Origin of the sequence: Clostridium cibarium (assembly GCF_014836335.1) — a bacterium.
GTDB lineage: Bacteria > Bacillota > Clostridia > Clostridiales > Clostridiaceae > Clostridium > Clostridium cibarium.
Genome location: NZ_JACSRA010000004.1, coordinates 26,048 through 42,997, shown reverse-complemented (window position 1 = coordinate 42,997; position 16,950 = coordinate 26,048). Strand labels below are relative to the sequence as shown.

Below are 16,950 nucleotides of genomic sequence, written 5' to 3'. Positions count from 1 at the left end.
TTAATCCTCCTAGGCCATATTATTTGGATTAAAATCCATACTAACTCTTATATCATTATAAACACTCTTGGTTAATTCATAAAGGGTATCTTTAACTTTTTTTCTTAAATTTAATGAAATATCACCTTTAATTATAATCTGCCATCTAAAATTTTCTTTTATCTTTGTTATTATACAAGGGGTTGGTCCTAATAATTCTAAATCATTTTCATCTTCTAATATTTTATTCAATTCAATTTTAAGTCTATTCATAAATTTTATTAATTTATCTTCAAATTTGCTTTGCCCGTTAATAAGTAAGATGGTACTAAAAGGAGGATACTTCATAATTTTTCTTACCCTTATCTCCTCCTTAAACAATTCATCATAAGAATTATTTATCGCATAATTTAAACTAGCATTCTCTGGAGTATATGTTTGAACTATTACTTTTCCTTTCTTATCTCCCCTACCAGCTCTACCAGCTACCTGTGTAATTATTTGATAAGTTCTTTCTCCTGACCTGTAATCAGGAATATTTAAAGAAATATCAGCAGCTAATATCCCAACTAAAGTAACATTCTTAAAATCTAATCCTTTAGATACCATTTGAGTCCCTATTAATATATCTGCTTCACCATTTTTGAATGAATTATATATTCTTTCGTGAGAATCTTTTGTTCTTGTGGTATCTACATCCATTCTTAAAACCCTAGCTTTAGGAAATGTTTTTTTAACTTCATCTTGAACTCTTTCAGTTCCAGCCCCAAAAAACTTTACATATTTGCTGCTACACTTAGGACAAACCTTAACCTCTCTTTGGGCTCTACCACACATATGACAAACTAAATAACCATTTTTATGATAAGTCATTGAAACATCACATTCAGGGCATTTAAATACATAACCGCAACTTCTACAGGATACAAAGGTTGAAAAGCCTCTTCTATTTAAAAATAAAATAATTTGTTCTCCTCTTTTTAATGTCTCTTCAATTTCTAAGACAAGCTTTCTACTTAATATGGATAAATTTTTACTTTTAAGTTCCTCCCTCATATCCACTACTTCCATTGAAGGTAAAGGTTTGTTGCTTACTCTATTCTTGATTTCCACGAGCTCAATCTTTTCTTCCAATGCTTCGTAAAAACTTTCAACAGATGGTGTTGCAGATCCTAAGACATATTTGCATCCTTTTATTTCACTTAGATACTTCGCAACTTCTTTTGTACTATATTTAGGGTTATTCTCAGATTTATATGTATTTTCATGTTCTTCATCTATTATAATAAGACCTAAATTATTTAGAGGCAAAAATATTGCACTTCTTGCTCCCACAACTAGTGAAGCTTCGCCTCTTTTTATTCTAAACCATTCATCAAAGCGTTCTCCTGGTGTTAATTTACTATGAAATAAGGCAACCTCTCTTCCAAATCGGCCTTTAAACCTTTCTATCATTTGAGGAGTTAAAGCTATTTCTGGAACCAACATTATAGCTGATTTCCCTTGCTTTAATGTTTCTGATACAAGGTTCATATACACTTCAGTCTTACCTGATCCCGTTACACCTTTTAACAAAAACCCTTTCTTATTTGAATTTATAATTCTTTCAAATACATTTAACTGTTCTTCGTTTAACCTATTTCTAGAATCTTCCTCATATACTCTATTATTATATCTATAAACCACTTCTTCTTTTACTTGCAAGAAACCACTTTCTATAAGTTTATTTAATATATAAATTGAGAAATCTCCTTTTTTCGTAATCTCACTTTTAGAAAATTCTCCATCATGAACTTTAATATATGATATTAAATTTTTATAATTTTCTTTTTCTAATAATTTCCCTTCTAATTCCTTTGCAAAACAAATAACCTGTTTCTTTTTATTTTTAAGACCACTCATTAATCCTACAGGAATAATAGTTCTTATAGCATCAATATACTTACATAAATATCTTTCTCTCAAGAAATCTATAACCTTTAAATCATCTCTCGAAAGTATTGGTTCTTCATCCAATATTCTAGATATATTCTTTATACCTTTTATTTTCTCTACACCCTCACATTTAAGAACAATGACAAAAGCCTCAACAGGTCTATTACCTTTTCCAAAAGGCACTTTAACCCGGTGTCCTACTTGTATAATTTCATTATGTTCTTCTTTTACCTTATAAGTGAAGGTTCTATCAAGTTCTATTGCTTCACTATTTACTATTACTTCAGCATATAAATCTATCACTACCCCTTCACTCTCCTTTAAATATATCTATAATTAAGAAAAAGCGCAAATTAGCGCTTTTCCATAATCATGTCAAATAAATTTCTTGCAACTTCCTTTTTGTTCATCTTTTCTAAAGTAGTTATATCGCCATTTTTAGAAATTATACTTACTCTATTATCCTGGGAACCAAATCCTGTATCTTTTGAAGTTATATCATTAGCAACTATGTAATCAAGATTTTTTCTATCTAATTTACCCTTTGCATTCTCTATAACATTTTGACTTTCTGCTGCAAATCCAACTAAAATTTGATTTTTTTTCTTCTTACCAAGTAGCATTAATATATCATTATCTCTGACAAAATCTAAACTAAGATCTCCATCACCTTTTTTTATTTTTTGGCTACTTACTTCCTTTGCTTTATAATCTGCAACCGCTGCTGCTTTAACTACAATATCTGCATCATCGTAATGATTAATAATAGCATTTAGCATTTCTTCGTTAGTTTTAACATCTATAACATCTATACCATAGGGTTTTTTCTCATTAGTAGGTCCTGAAACCAATATAACTTCAGCCCCTCTATCTCTTGCTTCTTTTGCTATTTCATATCCCATTTTACCAGTTGATCTATTTGTAAGAAATCTAACTGGATCAATATCTGTTCTTGTTGGTCCTGCACTTACTATTACTTTTTTATTTATTAAATCCTTTTTATCGTAAAGCTCACTCATTACCTTCTCTACAATAATTTCTGGTGCTGGTAGTTTTCCTTTACCAACATCACCACAAGCTAATCTTCCACTATCAGGTTCTATAAACTCATAACCTAGCTTTTTAAGCTTTTCTAGATTACCTTGTACTATTCTATTGTTATACATACCAGTATTCATAGCTGGGGCAAAAATAACTTTAGCATTAGTTGCCATAATAGTTGTTGATAACATGTCATCTGCTATGCCGTTAGCTACCTTCCCTATTATGTTAGCTGTAGCAGGTGCAACTAAAAAAACATCTGCTCTTTGAGCTAAGCTAATATGTTGTATTTCCCAAGCTTTTGGTTCTTGAAACATGTCTGTAGTTACAAGATTTTGACTTATTGCTTGAAAAGTTAGTGGCGCCACAAATTCTGTAGCAGACTTTGTCATTATCACTCTAACATCGATATCTTTTTTTCTTAATGAACTTGCAATATCAAGAGCTTTATAAACCGCGATTCCACCAGTAACACCTAAAACAACACATTTATTCTCTTTCATAATTACTTACTTAAATCCTCTACTGCTTCATAAGTAACAAGCCCTTCATTTACTTCGTTTATAGCTATTGTTAAAGGTTTCTTAGAATCAACTTCTGTAAGTTGTTTAGACCCATCAATTAATTGTCTAGCTCTTTTTGAAGTAACGATAACTAGTGAATATCTGTCCTCAACTTTTTTTAATAAATCTATAACTGATGGATTAATCATTGTATTATTCATTATTTATACCTCCTTGCGATCTGTTAATATGTCATCTTTTATTCTATCGACCCTACACTGCTCTGCAACCAAAATATTTTCTATTTTAACTACTGCATCCTCTACTTTATCATTTATCACACCATAATTATATTTCGAAATATAATTTATTTCTTGATAAGCTGATGTAAATCTCCTCATTAAGGATTCTGGTGTTTCACTTCCTCTATTTATTATTCTTTGTTTAAGCTCTTCCATAGAAGGTGGAAGAATAAATATAAATACACCATCTTCACAATTTTCTTTAACTTTAAGAGCTCCTTGAATATCAATTTCTAAAATTACATTTTTTCCTTCATCTAACATTTTATCAACACTAGATCTTGGTGTTCCATAAAAATTTTCATATACTTCAGCCCACTCTAAGAAATCATTTCTATCAATTCTTTTTCTGAATTCATCTTTTGTTAAGAAATAATAATTTACTCCATGAACTTCTCCCTTTCTAGGTTCTCTAGTAGTAGCAGATACCGAAAGGTAAAGATCATCATGCTTTTCAAGTAGTGCTTTACATATAGTTCCTTTTCCTGCTCCTGATGGCCCAGAAATGACTATTAGTACTCCTCTTTTATTCATTAATCTTCAACCTCATCTACTACATCATCCTTTGTTGATAATCTATGTGCAACAGTTTCTGGTTGTACTGCTGAAAGAATAACATGATCTGAATCAGTAACTATAACAGCTCTTGTTCTTCTTCCGTAAGTTGCATCAATAAGCATCCCTCTATCCCTTGCCTCTTGAATGATTCTTTTAATTGGTGCTGATTCTGGACTTACAATCGCAATTAATCTATTAGCTGAAATTATATTTCCAAAACCAATATTTATTAGCTTAATACCCATTTTATTTCCTCCTAATTATTCAATATTTTGCACTTGTTCTCTTATTTTTTCTATTAGATTTTTTATGTTAATGACTAAGTTTGTCATATCCATATCATTACATTTTGATCCAATTGTATTTGTTTCTCTATTCATTTCTTGAACAATAAAGTCTAGCTTTCTACCAATTGGTTCATCCAAGTTCAGTGTTTTTCTCATTTGATTTAGATGACTATATAATCTTGTAATCTCTTCATCTACAGCAGCTTTATCAGCAAAAATTGCCACTTCCATAGCTACTCTTTCTTCATCTATTGTCATCCCACTAGTAAGTTCCTTTATTCTTTCTTCAATTTTTCTTTTATATTGCTTTGGAACTTCTTCTGCTAAAGTTTCAATTTTTTTAACACTATCCTCAATACTGGATAACTTTAAAATAATATCTTCCTTTAATTTTTCACCCTCATTTATTCTCATATCATTCATATTATTAAGAGCTATATTAAGTAAAGGTGTAATTTCTCCAAGAATTTCTTCAATATTTTCTTCTTGAACTTCTAGAGTTATAACCTCTGGAAGTTTTGCAATCTTTGAAAGTGTTATATCATCTTCTATTTCCAATGTATCTGATAATTTTTTAAGACAATTATAATATTCTTTTGCTAAATCAACATTTAATTTAGGAATAGCATTTCCCTTGCCATAACTTTTATAATTAATAAATATATCAACTTTTCCTCTGCTGAGTCTTTTATTTACTATTTTTCTTATCTCTTCTTCTAAAGCAATCATAAATTTAGGCAATCTTATGTTTATATCGAGATATCTATTATTAACACTTTTCATTTCAATAGAAAATAAATATCCTTTACCTTCTTCACCTTGTGCTCTTCCGAAGCTAGTCATACTTTTTACCATGTCCTGCCTCCAATTTTCCATAAACTATAGTTTATAATAATCTACTAACTTTTTTCAGTCAATAGTTTATTCACAGAATATTAACATTTGTTTATATTTTTGAGGAAATCACTTTCAATTTTCCACTGATCTAATATAACCCATCTTCTACAAACTCTTTAATAAATTTCATATTGGATGAATGACTTAAAGCAACCATTAACTTTATCCTAACCTTTTGTCCTTGCATATTATCTCCAAATATAACACCTATATCTCTAAGATTTTTTCCTCCACCTTCATATCCATAAGATTCAAAAACTCTTCCTTCAAAGCATCTCGATACCACAACTACTGGTATGTTATTATTTATTGCTCTTTTAACTCCCTCTACCATTTTAGGAGGTATATTTCCTCTTCCCATGGCTTCTATAACTATCCCTTTATATCCTTTATCAATAGCAAAATTTATAAATTCTTCATCCATCCCAGCTACACATTTAATAAGTGCTATATGAGAATTTAATTTATCAATTACTATATGTTTTCCTTTTGGACATTTTCTGTAGAATATTACATTATTATTATCAACTATTCCTATTGGTCCAAAATTAGGAGTTCTAAACGCATTCAATGCCATTGAGTTTGCTTTTGTTACTTCTCTTGCACTATTTAATTCTCCATTAAAACAAACTAAAACACCTCTGCCTTTAGCTTCTTCTGATATAGCTGTACAGATTGATGCTGCTAGATTAGCTGGTCCATCATAACCTAATTCCGAACTACTTCTCATTGCTCCAGTGATAACTACTGGTTTATTTGTTATTAAAGTTAAATCTAACAAATAAGCTGTTTCCTCAAGAGTATCCGTACCATGCGTTATTACAACTCCATCTATGTCTTCACGTTCAACTAAAGCTCTAACTTTTTTTGACAATTCAAGCATTAACTCTGGTGTTACATGAGGTGATGGCAAATCAGAAAATGTATGACTTTCTATTTTTGCATATGATTCAATTCCTGTAACCATCGCCATTATTTCTTCTCCACTCAAAGAAGGTACTGCTGCTTGTATCCTTTCATCTACTTTCATCGATATAGTCCCACCATTAAATATAACTGCAACTTTTTTCATATTTTCCCTCCATCATATCTTTAGCATATTTTATTTATTTCATTTGATAATTATTTCAATAAAGTAAAATAACTTTTGGTCTCCCAAAAGTTACACATAAAGCAAAGTTTTTGGCAGGTCGGCGTACCCTGCATCTCTGGTTACTACTTAAAGTAGCGTATGAGGAGCCATTTCTCACCTCAAAAACACTTAATATATATTATAATTCTACCACAAAAATGTTTCAAGTTTTTTATTTAAAATAATTCATGTAATATCGCTAAATTTAACTATTCTACCACTATAAATTCTGTTGTTGACTTTACCTTTGGTTATAGGATACATGGTAGATACGTAAATATATTTCTCTTCTAAGTCTACCTCTAACCCTAAAAGAATCGTATTATCTATTTTCTTTATTAATTCTAGCGCTCCACCACTCCCCCTTCTTTCATCAACACCAATATAATCAGGATTTTCAATAATCCCCTCCATTATCTGTAGTAAATTTTCTTTAACTCTTTTAGTTAATTGTTTGCCATGGCGCTTCTTAATGTGATTTATCACCCCCGGTGAGGCATAAACACTTCCATCAAATGCGAAGCCTAGCCTTTCTGCCAAAGAAGTATTTATTCGTCCGACTTTTTTATAAGCTTTATAATAACTTCTCATAATCACCATCACCATGCCTTATATTTTTTAGAAATGTCACCAATTCTTCATGATATACTCTAATTATATTATAATATACCAATATATTAACTACTATTATTATATTCAATTATAATCAAATATTAACATCTAATTTTAAAAAATTAGTCATTTTTCCACTTTTACTCTTTACCATTCTTAATAAAGTGATAGAATATATATTAATAATATTTAATAAAGATTGGGGAGATATCCATGGACAAGAATGAAAAAATCAACTGGGATGAACTTGGTTTTGAATACATCAAAACTGATTATCGTTACATATCCACTTGGAAAGATGGAGAATGGGATGACGGAAAATTAACTGAAGATAATATGCTTACAATTAGCGAAGCATCTACATCTTTACATTATGGTCAACAATGTTTTGAAGGGCTAAAAGCATATAGAACAAAAGATGGAAGTATTCAGCTATTTAGGCCAAATAGAAATGCATCCCGACTTAATGATTCGTGTAAAAAATTATTAATGCCACAATTACCTGAAGAGAAATTTATTGATGCATGTATGCAAGTAGTTAAAGCAAATGAGAGATTCGTTCCTCCTTATGGTACTGGCGGAACACTATATATAAGGCCTTTTATCATAGGCGTTGGTAATAACATTGGTGTTAAGGCAGCCCCAGAATATATTTTTTGTGTTTTCTGCGTGCCTGTAGGAGCTTATTTTAAAGGAGGATTAGCACCTGTTAACTTTATGATATCTGATTATGATAGAGCCGCTCCATTTGGAACAGGTCAGCAAAAAGTTGGCGGTAACTACGCTGCATCAATGGAACCTCATAAAATTGCAGTCGAAAGAGGGTTTGCAGACTGTATATATTTAGATCCTGCAACTCATACTAAAATTGAAGAAGTTGGAGCAGCAAACTTTTTTGGAATTACCCATGATAATAAATTTGTAACTCCTAAATCACCATCTATACTGCCAAGTATAACAAAATATTCACTTCTCCAATTAGCTGAAGAAGTTTTGCATTTAGAAGTAGTTGAAGGTGATGTATTTATTGATAAAATAGATGAATTTAAAGAAGCTGGTGCCTGTGGAACTGCTGCTGTTATAACTCCAATCGGAGGAATCGAATATGAAAACAAGCTACATGTATTCCACAGTGAAACTGAAGTTGGTCCTATCACTAGAAAACTATATGATACCCTTGTTGGTATTCAATTTGGAGATATTGAAGGTCCAGAGGGATGGATTTATAAAGTTAAATAACTAAACTCTTAATCTAAAAAAGAACCCCTTAGTAAAATCTAAGGAGTTCTTTTTTAAATTGTTATAGTATTATACAAATTAAACCACCACTACCCTCATTAATTATCTTTTGTAAGGTTTTTTGAATTTTCACCTGAACATCTTCTGGCATTTTATACAATTTATTTTGAAGCCCTTCTTTTACTAGCACTTCTAAAGATTTTCCAAACATGTTACTTTGCCAAAGACTAGTTGGATCAGTCTCAAATTGATCTAACAAAGCTTTAACAAGTTCTTCTGATTCTTTCTCCGATCCCATTATCGGACTAATTTCAGTTTTTATATCTGCTTTAATAAAATGTAATGATGGAGCGCTTGCTTTAAGTTTAACCCCAAATTTATTTCCTTGCTTTACAATTTCAGGTTCTTCAAATTTCATCTCTGTTAATTGTGGTGCAACTAACCCATATCCAGTATTTTTAACTTCTTCCAATGCATCTTTAACTTTATCATACTCTTTTTTGGCATAATTCAATTCCTTTATTAAGGATAACAAGTCACTCTCTGATACTACATCTAAATCACAAATCTCGCTTAAAACTTTATAGAATACACCATCTTCTGGTTTTAATAATATTCTACCAGTTCCTGTCCCAAGATCCATTTCAATTAATAGAGAAGTTCCTAAGTACTCATCGCTCTTCATGTTTTTTAGGGATGCCTTTATATCTTTAACCTTCGATATGTCCTTACTCATATCCTTAATTATATTAAAGAAATCTTTTTTAAGCCAATGAGTTGGTTCAAGTTTTTCAAGCCATTCTGGCATATCTATGTTGATTTCTTTAACTGGGAATTCTTTAAGTACATGTTTAAATATTTCTTCAATATCATCCTCATTCATATTGTAAACATCTAGAATTTGTACTGTTACATTATATTTCTCTTCCATCTCCATTTTTAATGCTTTTGTTTCTGGTGCATTAGGTTTTGCACTATTTAAGATTACAATAAATGGTTTCTTTATAGATTTTAATTCTCCGATCACTCTTTCTTCTGCATCTAGATATTCATTTCTTTCGATTCCTGTAATACTTCCATCCGTTGTTATTACCAATCCAATAGTTGAATGGTCTTCTATAACTTTTCTAGTTCCAAGTTCTGCTGCATCTTCAAAAGGTATCTCATAGTCATACCAAGGAGTATGAACCATTTTTGCTTCTTCACCATCAAGATATCCTAATGCGCCTTTTACGATATATCCAACACAGTCTACCATACGGATTTTAAACCTAATTTCTTCATCAAGACTTATCTCAACAGCTTCATTAGGTACAAATTTTGGTTCAGTAGTATGAATACTTTTCCCTGATCCACTTTGAGGCAGCTCGTCTTTAGCTCTTTCTTTTTTATAACTATTTTCAATCTTTGGTATAACCATTAGGTCCATAAACTTTTTTATAAACGTAGATTTCCCTGTTCTTACAGGACCAACTACACCAACATATATGTCCCCCTGGGTTCTTTCAGCTATATCTTTATATATATTGAAGCTGTCCAAGTTATTACCTCCTAAAATATTTTTAACAATATATATATATTCTTCCTGATAAAAATATATTCTTATTTTTAATCCAAAAGAATAAGTTTAATATACCGTCCCTTCAAGATATAATATGCTTGTTACATGACAAAATGATAAAAAATAGAATGTAGGAAACAAATTTCCTACATTCTATTTAAAACTTCTATACTTACCAGGTTTCACTCTTCTTTTCTCTTTTCATAAGTTCACTAACACACACCTTTGGAGGTTTCCCCATAAACAATGCCCTATATAAAGCATCTGTTATAGGCATTGATATGCCAATTCTTTCTTTTAATTCATAAAAGGCTTTACATGCTTTAACTCCTTCTACAATCATTCCTACTTCATCAAGTGCTTCTTTCATAGTTTTGCCTTGTCCAATCAGAATCCCAGCTCTTCTATTTCTAGAATGCATAGATGTGCAAGTAACAATTAGATCTCCCATGCCAGTCAAGCCATAAAAAGTCTCGGCCTTACCCCCAAGCGCTATTCCAATTCTTGCAATCTCAGTCATTCCTCTTGTCATTAAAGCAGCTTTTGTATTATCACCATACCCCATGCCATCAATAACTCCTGATGCCAAAGCAATTACATTTTTTACTGCTCCTCCAATTTCCACACCTATTATATCTTCATTTGTATATACTCTAAAGTCGTTAGTCATAAATAAATCTTGAACTTCTTCAGCATATTCCATATTTCTTGATGTAACTACAATCGTAGTTGGAATTTCTGCGGCTACCTCCTCGGCATGACTTGGTCCCGATAAAACTATTACTGGATTTTTCAATTCCTTTTCAATAACAACTGATAATCTTTCATCCGTTTCCGGATCTATCCCTTTAGCTATTGATATGATCGGTACTGATTCATCAATAATTTCCCTTAATTCTTTAGCCATGTTCCTTATTACATGAGATGGAATAGCTAACACTAAATAATCTATAGACTTTACAGCCTCTTTTATATTGATGAAAGCAGTAACACTTTCTGGGATAACCAAATTTTTAATATACTTATCATTTCTTCTGTTATTATTTATATCGTTAACAACAGTCTCATCTCTATCGTATATTGATATTTCATGTCCCTTCTTAGCCAAAAGAATAGCTAATGCAGTACCAAAGCTTCCACCGCCAATAAAGGCTATTTTGCTCATTACTTTTCCTTCCTCTCCCTATATTCTATCTGTATACCAGTCCCCTTAAAATCAAAACTTTCTCTCAATTGATTTTCTAAATATCTCTCATAAGAAAAATGTCTAGCATTCGTATCGTTAACAAAGAATACAAATTTAGGTGGTTTTGTTGCAACTTGAGTTGCGTAGAATATCTTAAGCCTTTTAAGAGCAACTATTGGAGGTTCTTTCATTAAAATAGCTTTACTTATTACATCATTAAGAATACCAGTTGAAACTCTCTTATTATAATTATCATAACACTTTTTAGCTATTTCTAAAACCTTATGAGTTCTTTGTCCTGTTAATGCTGATATAAAAAGATATTCTGCATATGCTAAAAATTTAAGATTTTGTTGAAGTTCTTTCTTAAACTTTTCCATAGTTTTATCATCTTTTTCTATAAGATCCCACTTATTAACTATTACCATAATAGCTTTCTTCATTTCATGAGCATAACCTATTATCTTTTCATCTTGCTCAGTTATTCCTTCTGTAGCATCTATCATCAAAATACAAACATCTGCTCTTTCAATTGCTGCAAGTGTTCTAATAACGCTATATCTTTCAATTTCAGCTTTTACCTTACTCTTTCTTCTTACTCCTGCTGTATCTACAAGTATAAACTTTCCAAGTTCGTTTTCAAGATAGCTATCAATAGCATCCCTTGTTGTTCCAGGTACATTTGATACAATTACTCTTTCTTCTCCTAACAATCTATTTATAAGAGAAGATTTCCCTACATTAGGTTTACCAATCATTGCTATTCTTATATACTCATCTTCTTCATCTTCTAGCTCAGCATTATCAAAATTTTCTACAACTCTATCAAGCATATCTCCTAGCCCTAATCCTTGTGATGCTGATATCGTAATCGGATCTCCTATGCCTAAGTTATAGAATTCCCATGCATTATCTTCTTCCTTAAGAGAATCTACCTTGTTAACAACTAACACAATAGGTTTCTTACTTTTTCTAAGCATATTTGCAACTTCTTCATCTGCAGGCGTTATTCCCTCTTTTCCATCAACTATAAAAACTATAACATCAGCAGTTTCTATTGCAATTGTTGCCTGTCTTCTCATTTGTTTTACTATTACATCATCACTTTCTGGTTCTATACCGCCAGTATCTATCATAGTAAAATTATAGCTTAACCATTCTGCCTCAGCATAAACTCTATCTCTTGTAACTCCTGGTGTATCCTCTACTATTGATATTCTCTTTCCAGCTAATCTATTAAACAATGTTGACTTCCCTACATTAGGTCTTCCAACCATCGCTACTATTGGTTTTCCCATTAGTATTTTCCTCCTCTTGCTATAGATAATTCCATATGTCAATCATCTTTGGTTTTCTATTTATATTCTTACCTAAAAAAGAATAAATTTTCAAATAATCTTTTCTTTATGTAAAGTTTTCTATCTTATGCTATATTACATTAATAATATATTTTAGTCAATTCTTATTAATACACATTACCTATCTTAATATAAAATAAAAGGCTGTCTACAAATGATTGTAACATTATCATCTATAAGACAGCCTCTCATATAATTAATTATTTAACTTGCTAATAAATAATATTATTCATTCAAATCTACATAAGTTCCTTTACTAGAAAAAATAGTACCTTCACATATATTTGTAACTCTATCCCCAATTCTTTCTAAATATTTGGCTACAAATAATAACTGAGCAGTTTTTTCTGTTTTACTGTCATCAACCTTTATTATGCTTAAAATGTCAGTAAATATTCTTTTATAAATTACATCTACATCATCATCCATCTTACATATTTCATATGCTTTCTCCACATCTCTCTCTATATATGCATTAATAGATAAATCAATCATCTTTCTTACCTGCTCTTCCATGTCCCATAGAGCTAAAGTTTCTTCCGGAAAGCTTCCACCAGATAAATTAATTTTTTTTGTGATTTTGCAAATATCTACAGCATGATCTGCCATTCTCTCCAAATCTGTTACGATTTTTGTTGCTGTAAAAACATTTCTTAAATCCTTTGCTAGAGGTTGTTCCGTAGCAATAAACTTTATACATTCTTCTTCAATTTTTTGTTGTAAATCATCAACCTTATCGTCAGAGCCTACTATCTCCTCAGCTGCCTTTATATCGTGATTTTTAAGAGCAACCATACTTCCATATATCTGCTTTTCAACCAAACTCGCCATAAGCAGCAATTTACGATTTATTTCATTAATTCTAGCCTTTTGAGAAATTCTTGTCATTTAATTCACCTCCTAGTTTATCCAAACCTACCTGTAATATAATCTTCTGTTCTCTTATCTCTTGGTTTATAAAAAATATTTTCTGTAGCATCAAATTCAATTACTTCACCATTTAAAAAGAAAGCAGTTTTATCGGCTATTCTACCTGCCTGTTGCATATTATGCGTTACTATTATAACTGTGTACTTTTTTTTCAATTCATCCATTAATTCTTCAACTTTACTTGTTGATATTGGATCTAATGCTGAAGTTGGTTCATCCATTAATATTATTTCTGGAGAAGTTGCTAAAGTTCTTGCTATACAAAGTCTCTGTTGTTGTCCTCCCGAAAGTCCTAGTGCACTTTTCTTCAATCTATCTTTAGTTTCATCCCATAGCGCTGCTCCTTTAAGACTTTTTTCAACTATCTCATCTAATACTTTTTTATCTTTTATTCCATGAATCTTAGGCCCATAAGTTATATTATCATAAATCGACATAGGAAAAGGATTCGGCTTTTGGAATACCATTCCTATTCTCTTTCTCAATGCAATTTCATCGTAATCATCATAAATATTTTTACCTTCGAATAATACTTTTCCTTCTACCTTAACTATCTCTATTAAGTCATTCATTCTGTTTAATGTTCGTAAAAATGTTGATTTTCCACACCCTGATGGTCCAATAAGTGCTGTAACCTCATTTTTGTTTATATCCAAATTTATCTTTTTTAATGCTTGATTTGTTCCATAATAAAGATCTAAATCTTTCGTTTCAATAATCGCCATTTTCTCCTCCTACTTTCCACTATATGATCTTAACAACCTATTTCCAAGTAATCTTGCTAATAAATTAAATAGCAATACGGCTAACATCAATACTGCTGCAGTACCATTGGCAATAGCTGCTGCATCTGGTACTACTCCCTCAGAATTAAGTTTCCAAATATGAACCGCTAAAGTCTCAGCTGGCTTAAACAAAGAAAAAGCTGATGTTTTTCCTGCTAAACTTATTTCATTAAAATTCAAATTACCTGAACTTAATCCTGCTGTGTATAGAAATGCTGCTGCTTCTCCAAATATTCTACCTGAAGCAAGAATAATTCCTGTTAATATTTCTCCCATAGCAGTAGGTAGTGTAAGTTTGGCAATTGTTTGCCATTTACTTGCTCCTAACCCTAAAGAAGCTTCTTTCACCCTCAAACTCGCTACTTTTATTGCATTTTCTGAAATTCTAGTCATTGATGGTATATTTAAAATACTAACAGACAACGCTCCAGCTAAAACTGAATATCCCCATCCTGCCATATTAACAAATACTAACATTCCAAACATACCAATTACTATAGATGGAAGGGAAGACATTGTTTCTAAAGACAATCTAATAAACCTAACTATTGGCCCTTCCTTAGCATATTCTGCAAGATATATTCCTGCACCTACTCCTACTGGAACAGTAATTATTAATGATACCAAAAGCATGTAAAAGGAGTTAAACAATTGAGGTCCTATACCACCACCAGCTGAGGTTGTCTTTGGGGCTCCAAAGAGAAAACTAGGCTTCAACATTGATATTCCCTTCCCCAAAATATATAGTATAAATGCACCTAAGATAATAACTACAAAAAAGCTCATTATGTAAATTATTATAGTTGCTAGCTTATCAGCTTTCTTAGGATTCATTAAATTTCACTCCTTTTCTCTATCCTTCTAATAATTAATATAAATAAGAAAGAAATAATAAGTAATATTAAAGCCAAAGTCCATAGAGCATCATTCCAAGCAGTTCCAGACGCAGTATTTGCCATATCCATGGTAATAATACTTGTTAGAGTTGCTGATGGAGATATAAGATTTCCTGTTAATTTAACTGTATTACCTATTACCATTTGAACTGCCAAGGCTTCTCCAAAAGCTCTTGCTACACCTAAAACTACTCCAGTTAAAATCCCACTTTTAGAACCAGGAACAATAACATTTTTTATAGTTTGCCATCTTGTAGCTCCTAAACCATATGATGCTTCAATATGTTCGTGTGGCACACTCTTTATAGCATCTATAGATAATGTAGCTATAGTTGGTAGAATCATTAAAGCAAGCACTAAAATACCCGCCAAAAGAGAATATCCTATACCTCCTACATTTTGTTTTATAAATGGTACAAGTAATGAAACACCAACCCATCCATAAACTACAGATGGAATACCAACTAATATTTCAAGTGAAGGTTTTATTATCTTGTTTCCTAACTTCTTAGATATAACGTTAACAAATATCCCCAGAGAAATAGCAACAGGCGCACTAATGATTACTGCACCCATAGACACTATTGTAGAACCTAAAATGAAAGCCAAAGCACCGAAGGATGCTGGGCTTCCACCTGGTTTCCACTCATCTGAGAATAAGAACTCTGTTATACTGAAGTTTCCTTTGATAAACAATTGTAAGCCTTTTTGTGCAATAAATACAATAATAGAAATGGTTATAATAATTATTAGCATACCACATATGCTTGCAAATGTTTTTCCTAAATATTCATTAAAAAAACGTTCTTTAAAACTTCTTTTTTCCATATTTCTCATTCCTTAATATTATAAATTATTTAACTTTCATCTCACTTCCTGATATAAATCCTAATTCTTCCACAGCTGACTTATTTTCATCACTCATTATATATTCTATGAAATTTTTTGATAATCCAGTAGCTTGACCTTTTGTATACATATGCCCCCATGACCAGAAAGGATATTTTCCTGTTGTAATATTATCTTTATTACATTCAACTCCATCTATTGAAATTCCAACTAAAGTTGATTTAGCTTCGTTGCCGCTCATATAAGCAAGCCCTAAATAACTTATTGCCCCGTCATTTTGCTTCATAGCACTTAATACTGATCCATTTTGATCTTGAGTTGCTCCAATTGAATCATTTTCAAATGCCTTATTTCCATCTAAAAGAGTTTTTTCAAAAGTTACTCTTGTTCCTGAAGATGCTGGTCTATGAACAACAAATATTTCTTTGTTTGGACCTCCAACTTCACTCCAGTTTTTTATCGCTCCTGAAAAAATCTTCTTAATTTGATCTTTAGTTAAATTCTTTACACCTAAATCCTTATGAACAGCTACAGCAAATCCTTGTGCCACAACTTTGTGATCAGTTAACTCACCAGCTTTGTCTTTATCTAATTTTTCTTCTGCAAAAATATCAGAATTACCTATATTTACTGATCCTTCAGATACCTGAGTTAATCCTATCCCTGATCCACCTGCTTGAGCATTAATTTCAACACCAGAATTTTTTTCTTTAAATCCCTCTATTGACTTTTCCATAAGTGGTAATAATGCTGAAGACCCACTTATAGAAATAGTTTTTTCTTCACTACCATTTCCAGAGTCTGTATTATTAGAACCGCAGCCTACTAATGCACCTCCGAGCATAGTAACTAGCAATGTTCCAAGTACTAATTTTAAGCTTTTCTTTTTCATAACTTCCC

General features: G+C 31.4%; 17 protein-coding genes. 1 reads left to right on the top strand and 16 read right to left on the bottom strand.

Annotation, left to right across the window (positions count from 1 at the left end):
* Positions 1-9: 9 nt before the first annotated feature.
* From priA to H9661_RS03350, 8 genes are all read right to left on the bottom strand, one after another.
* Positions 10-2,214 carry a primosomal protein N' gene (priA, locus tag H9661_RS03385; protein ID WP_191767776.1) on the bottom strand — a complete coding sequence of 735 codons (2,205 nt, stop codon included), beginning with the start codon at positions 2,212-2,214 and terminating at the stop codon, positions 10-12.
* A 53-nt stretch (positions 2,215-2,267) separates the two neighbouring features.
* On the bottom strand, positions 2,268-3,458 hold the full coding sequence (gene coaBC / locus H9661_RS03380) for a bifunctional phosphopantothenoylcysteine decarboxylase/phosphopantothenate--cysteine ligase CoaBC (protein WP_191767723.1): 1,191 nt from the start codon (positions 3,456-3,458) through the stop codon (positions 2,268-2,270).
* A gap of 2 nt (positions 3,459-3,460) precedes the next feature.
* Positions 3,461-3,679 (bottom strand): DNA-directed RNA polymerase subunit omega, encoded by a 219-nt coding sequence (gene rpoZ, locus H9661_RS03375; protein WP_143314850.1) that lies wholly within the window; start codon positions 3,677-3,679, stop codon positions 3,461-3,463.
* A 3-nt stretch (positions 3,680-3,682) separates the two neighbouring features.
* The gene (gmk, locus tag H9661_RS03370) at positions 3,683-4,294 is read right to left on the bottom strand and encodes a guanylate kinase (RefSeq protein WP_143314849.1); all 612 of its coding nucleotides are present in this window, start codon (positions 4,292-4,294) and stop codon (positions 3,683-3,685) included.
* On the bottom strand, positions 4,294-4,563 hold the full coding sequence (gene remA, locus H9661_RS03365; protein WP_143314848.1) for an extracellular matrix/biofilm regulator RemA: 270 nt from the start codon (positions 4,561-4,563) through the stop codon (positions 4,294-4,296). The genes gmk and remA overlap by 1 nt, the downstream gene beginning before the upstream one ends.
* A gap of 15 nt (positions 4,564-4,578) precedes the next feature.
* Positions 4,579-5,460, bottom strand: a complete 882-nt coding sequence (locus H9661_RS03360) for a YicC/YloC family endoribonuclease (protein ID WP_143314847.1) — start codon at positions 5,458-5,460, stop codon at positions 4,579-4,581.
* Between the two features lie 130 nt (positions 5,461-5,590).
* Positions 5,591-6,574, bottom strand: coding sequence for an asparaginase (locus tag H9661_RS03355; RefSeq protein WP_143314846.1), 984 nt, complete (start codon positions 6,572-6,574; stop codon positions 5,591-5,593).
* A 246-nt stretch (positions 6,575-6,820) separates the two neighbouring features.
* On the bottom strand, positions 6,821-7,225 hold the full coding sequence (locus H9661_RS03350; RefSeq protein ID WP_191767722.1) for a PBECR3 domain-containing polyvalent protein: 405 nt from the start codon (positions 7,223-7,225) through the stop codon (positions 6,821-6,823).
* Between the two features lie 234 nt (positions 7,226-7,459).
* Between H9661_RS03350 and H9661_RS03345 the strand changes: the two genes are divergently transcribed.
* Entirely contained in the window at positions 7,460-8,485 is a 1,026-nt protein-coding gene (locus tag H9661_RS03345; RefSeq protein WP_143314844.1) for a branched-chain amino acid aminotransferase, read from the top strand.
* A gap of 61 nt (positions 8,486-8,546) precedes the next feature.
* Here the strand turns inward: H9661_RS03345 and spoIVA are convergent, their stop codons facing one another.
* From spoIVA to H9661_RS03305, 8 genes are all read right to left on the bottom strand, one after another.
* Positions 8,547-10,025, bottom strand: coding sequence for a stage IV sporulation protein A (spoIVA, locus tag H9661_RS03340; protein ID WP_143314843.1), 1,479 nt, complete (start codon positions 10,023-10,025; stop codon positions 8,547-8,549).
* A gap of 193 nt (positions 10,026-10,218) precedes the next feature.
* Positions 10,219-11,211 (bottom strand): NAD(P)H-dependent glycerol-3-phosphate dehydrogenase, encoded by a 993-nt coding sequence (locus H9661_RS03335; protein WP_143314842.1) that lies wholly within the window; start codon positions 11,209-11,211, stop codon positions 10,219-10,221.
* Positions 11,211-12,530: a ribosome biogenesis GTPase Der gene (der, locus tag H9661_RS03330; protein WP_143314841.1), complete on the bottom strand. Its 1,320-nt coding sequence runs from the start codon at positions 12,528-12,530 to the stop codon at positions 11,211-11,213. Before der ends, H9661_RS03335 begins: the two co-directional genes overlap by 1 nt.
* A gap of 285 nt (positions 12,531-12,815) precedes the next feature.
* The gene (gene phoU / locus H9661_RS03325) at positions 12,816-13,478 is read right to left on the bottom strand and encodes a phosphate signaling complex protein PhoU (RefSeq protein ID WP_143314840.1); all 663 of its coding nucleotides are present in this window, start codon (positions 13,476-13,478) and stop codon (positions 12,816-12,818) included.
* 17 nt (positions 13,479-13,495) lie between these two features.
* Positions 13,496-14,245 (bottom strand): phosphate ABC transporter ATP-binding protein PstB, encoded by a 750-nt coding sequence (gene pstB, locus H9661_RS03320; protein WP_143314839.1) that lies wholly within the window; start codon positions 14,243-14,245, stop codon positions 13,496-13,498.
* A 9-nt stretch (positions 14,246-14,254) separates the two neighbouring features.
* The gene (gene pstA / locus H9661_RS03315) at positions 14,255-15,139 is read right to left on the bottom strand and encodes a phosphate ABC transporter permease PstA (RefSeq protein ID WP_143314838.1); all 885 of its coding nucleotides are present in this window, start codon (positions 15,137-15,139) and stop codon (positions 14,255-14,257) included.
* On the bottom strand, positions 15,139-16,029 hold the full coding sequence (gene pstC / locus H9661_RS03310; RefSeq protein WP_143314837.1) for a phosphate ABC transporter permease subunit PstC: 891 nt from the start codon (positions 16,027-16,029) through the stop codon (positions 15,139-15,141). Before pstC ends, pstA begins: the two co-directional genes overlap by 1 nt.
* A 25-nt stretch (positions 16,030-16,054) precedes the next feature.
* Positions 16,055-16,942: a phosphate ABC transporter substrate-binding protein gene (locus H9661_RS03305; RefSeq protein ID WP_143314836.1), complete on the bottom strand. Its 888-nt coding sequence runs from the start codon at positions 16,940-16,942 to the stop codon at positions 16,055-16,057.
* Positions 16,943-16,950: the final 8 nt, after the last annotated feature.

Bases quoted from the DNA above. Each gene is read 5' to 3' on its own strand.
- rpoZ (WP_143314850.1), bottom strand. From the start codon at position 3,679: ATGAATAATACAATGATTAATCCATCAGTTATAGATTTATTAAAAAAA.
- H9661_RS03360 (WP_143314847.1), bottom strand. From the start codon at position 5,460: ATGGTAAAAAGTATGACTAGCTTCGGAAGAGCACAAGGTGAAGAAGGT.
- H9661_RS03345 (WP_143314844.1), top strand. From the start codon at position 7,460: ATGGACAAGAATGAAAAAATCAACTGGGATGAACTTGGTTTTGAATAC.
- H9661_RS03355 (WP_143314846.1), bottom strand. From the start codon at position 6,574: ATGAAAAAAGTTGCAGTTATATTTAATGGTGGGACTATATCGATGAAA.
- remA (WP_143314848.1), bottom strand. From the start codon at position 4,563: ATGGGTATTAAGCTAATAAATATTGGTTTTGGAAATATAATTTCAGCT.
- pstA (WP_143314838.1), bottom strand. From the start codon at position 15,139: ATGAATCCTAAGAAAGCTGATAAGCTAGCAACTATAATAATTTACATA.
- H9661_RS03350 (WP_191767722.1), bottom strand. From the start codon at position 7,225: ATGAGAAGTTATTATAAAGCTTATAAAAAAGTCGGACGAATAAATACT.
- coaBC (WP_191767723.1), bottom strand. From the start codon at position 3,458: ATGAAAGAGAATAAATGTGTTGTTTTAGGTGTTACTGGTGGAATCGCG.
- der (WP_143314841.1), bottom strand. From the start codon at position 12,530: ATGGGAAAACCAATAGTAGCGATGGTTGGAAGACCTAATGTAGGGAAG.
- H9661_RS03305 (WP_143314836.1), bottom strand. From the start codon at position 16,942: ATGAAAAAGAAAAGCTTAAAATTAGTACTTGGAACATTGCTAGTTACT.
- H9661_RS03335 (WP_143314842.1), bottom strand. From the start codon at position 11,211: ATGAGCAAAATAGCCTTTATTGGCGGTGGAAGCTTTGGTACTGCATTA.
- phoU (WP_143314840.1), bottom strand. From the start codon at position 13,478: ATGACAAGAATTTCTCAAAAGGCTAGAATTAATGAAATAAATCGTAAA.
- pstB (WP_143314839.1), bottom strand. From the start codon at position 14,245: ATGGCGATTATTGAAACGAAAGATTTAGATCTTTATTATGGAACAAAT.
- pstC (WP_143314837.1), bottom strand. From the start codon at position 16,029: ATGGAAAAAAGAAGTTTTAAAGAACGTTTTTTTAATGAATATTTAGGA.
- gmk (WP_143314849.1), bottom strand. From the start codon at position 4,294: ATGAATAAAAGAGGAGTACTAATAGTCATTTCTGGGCCATCAGGAGCA.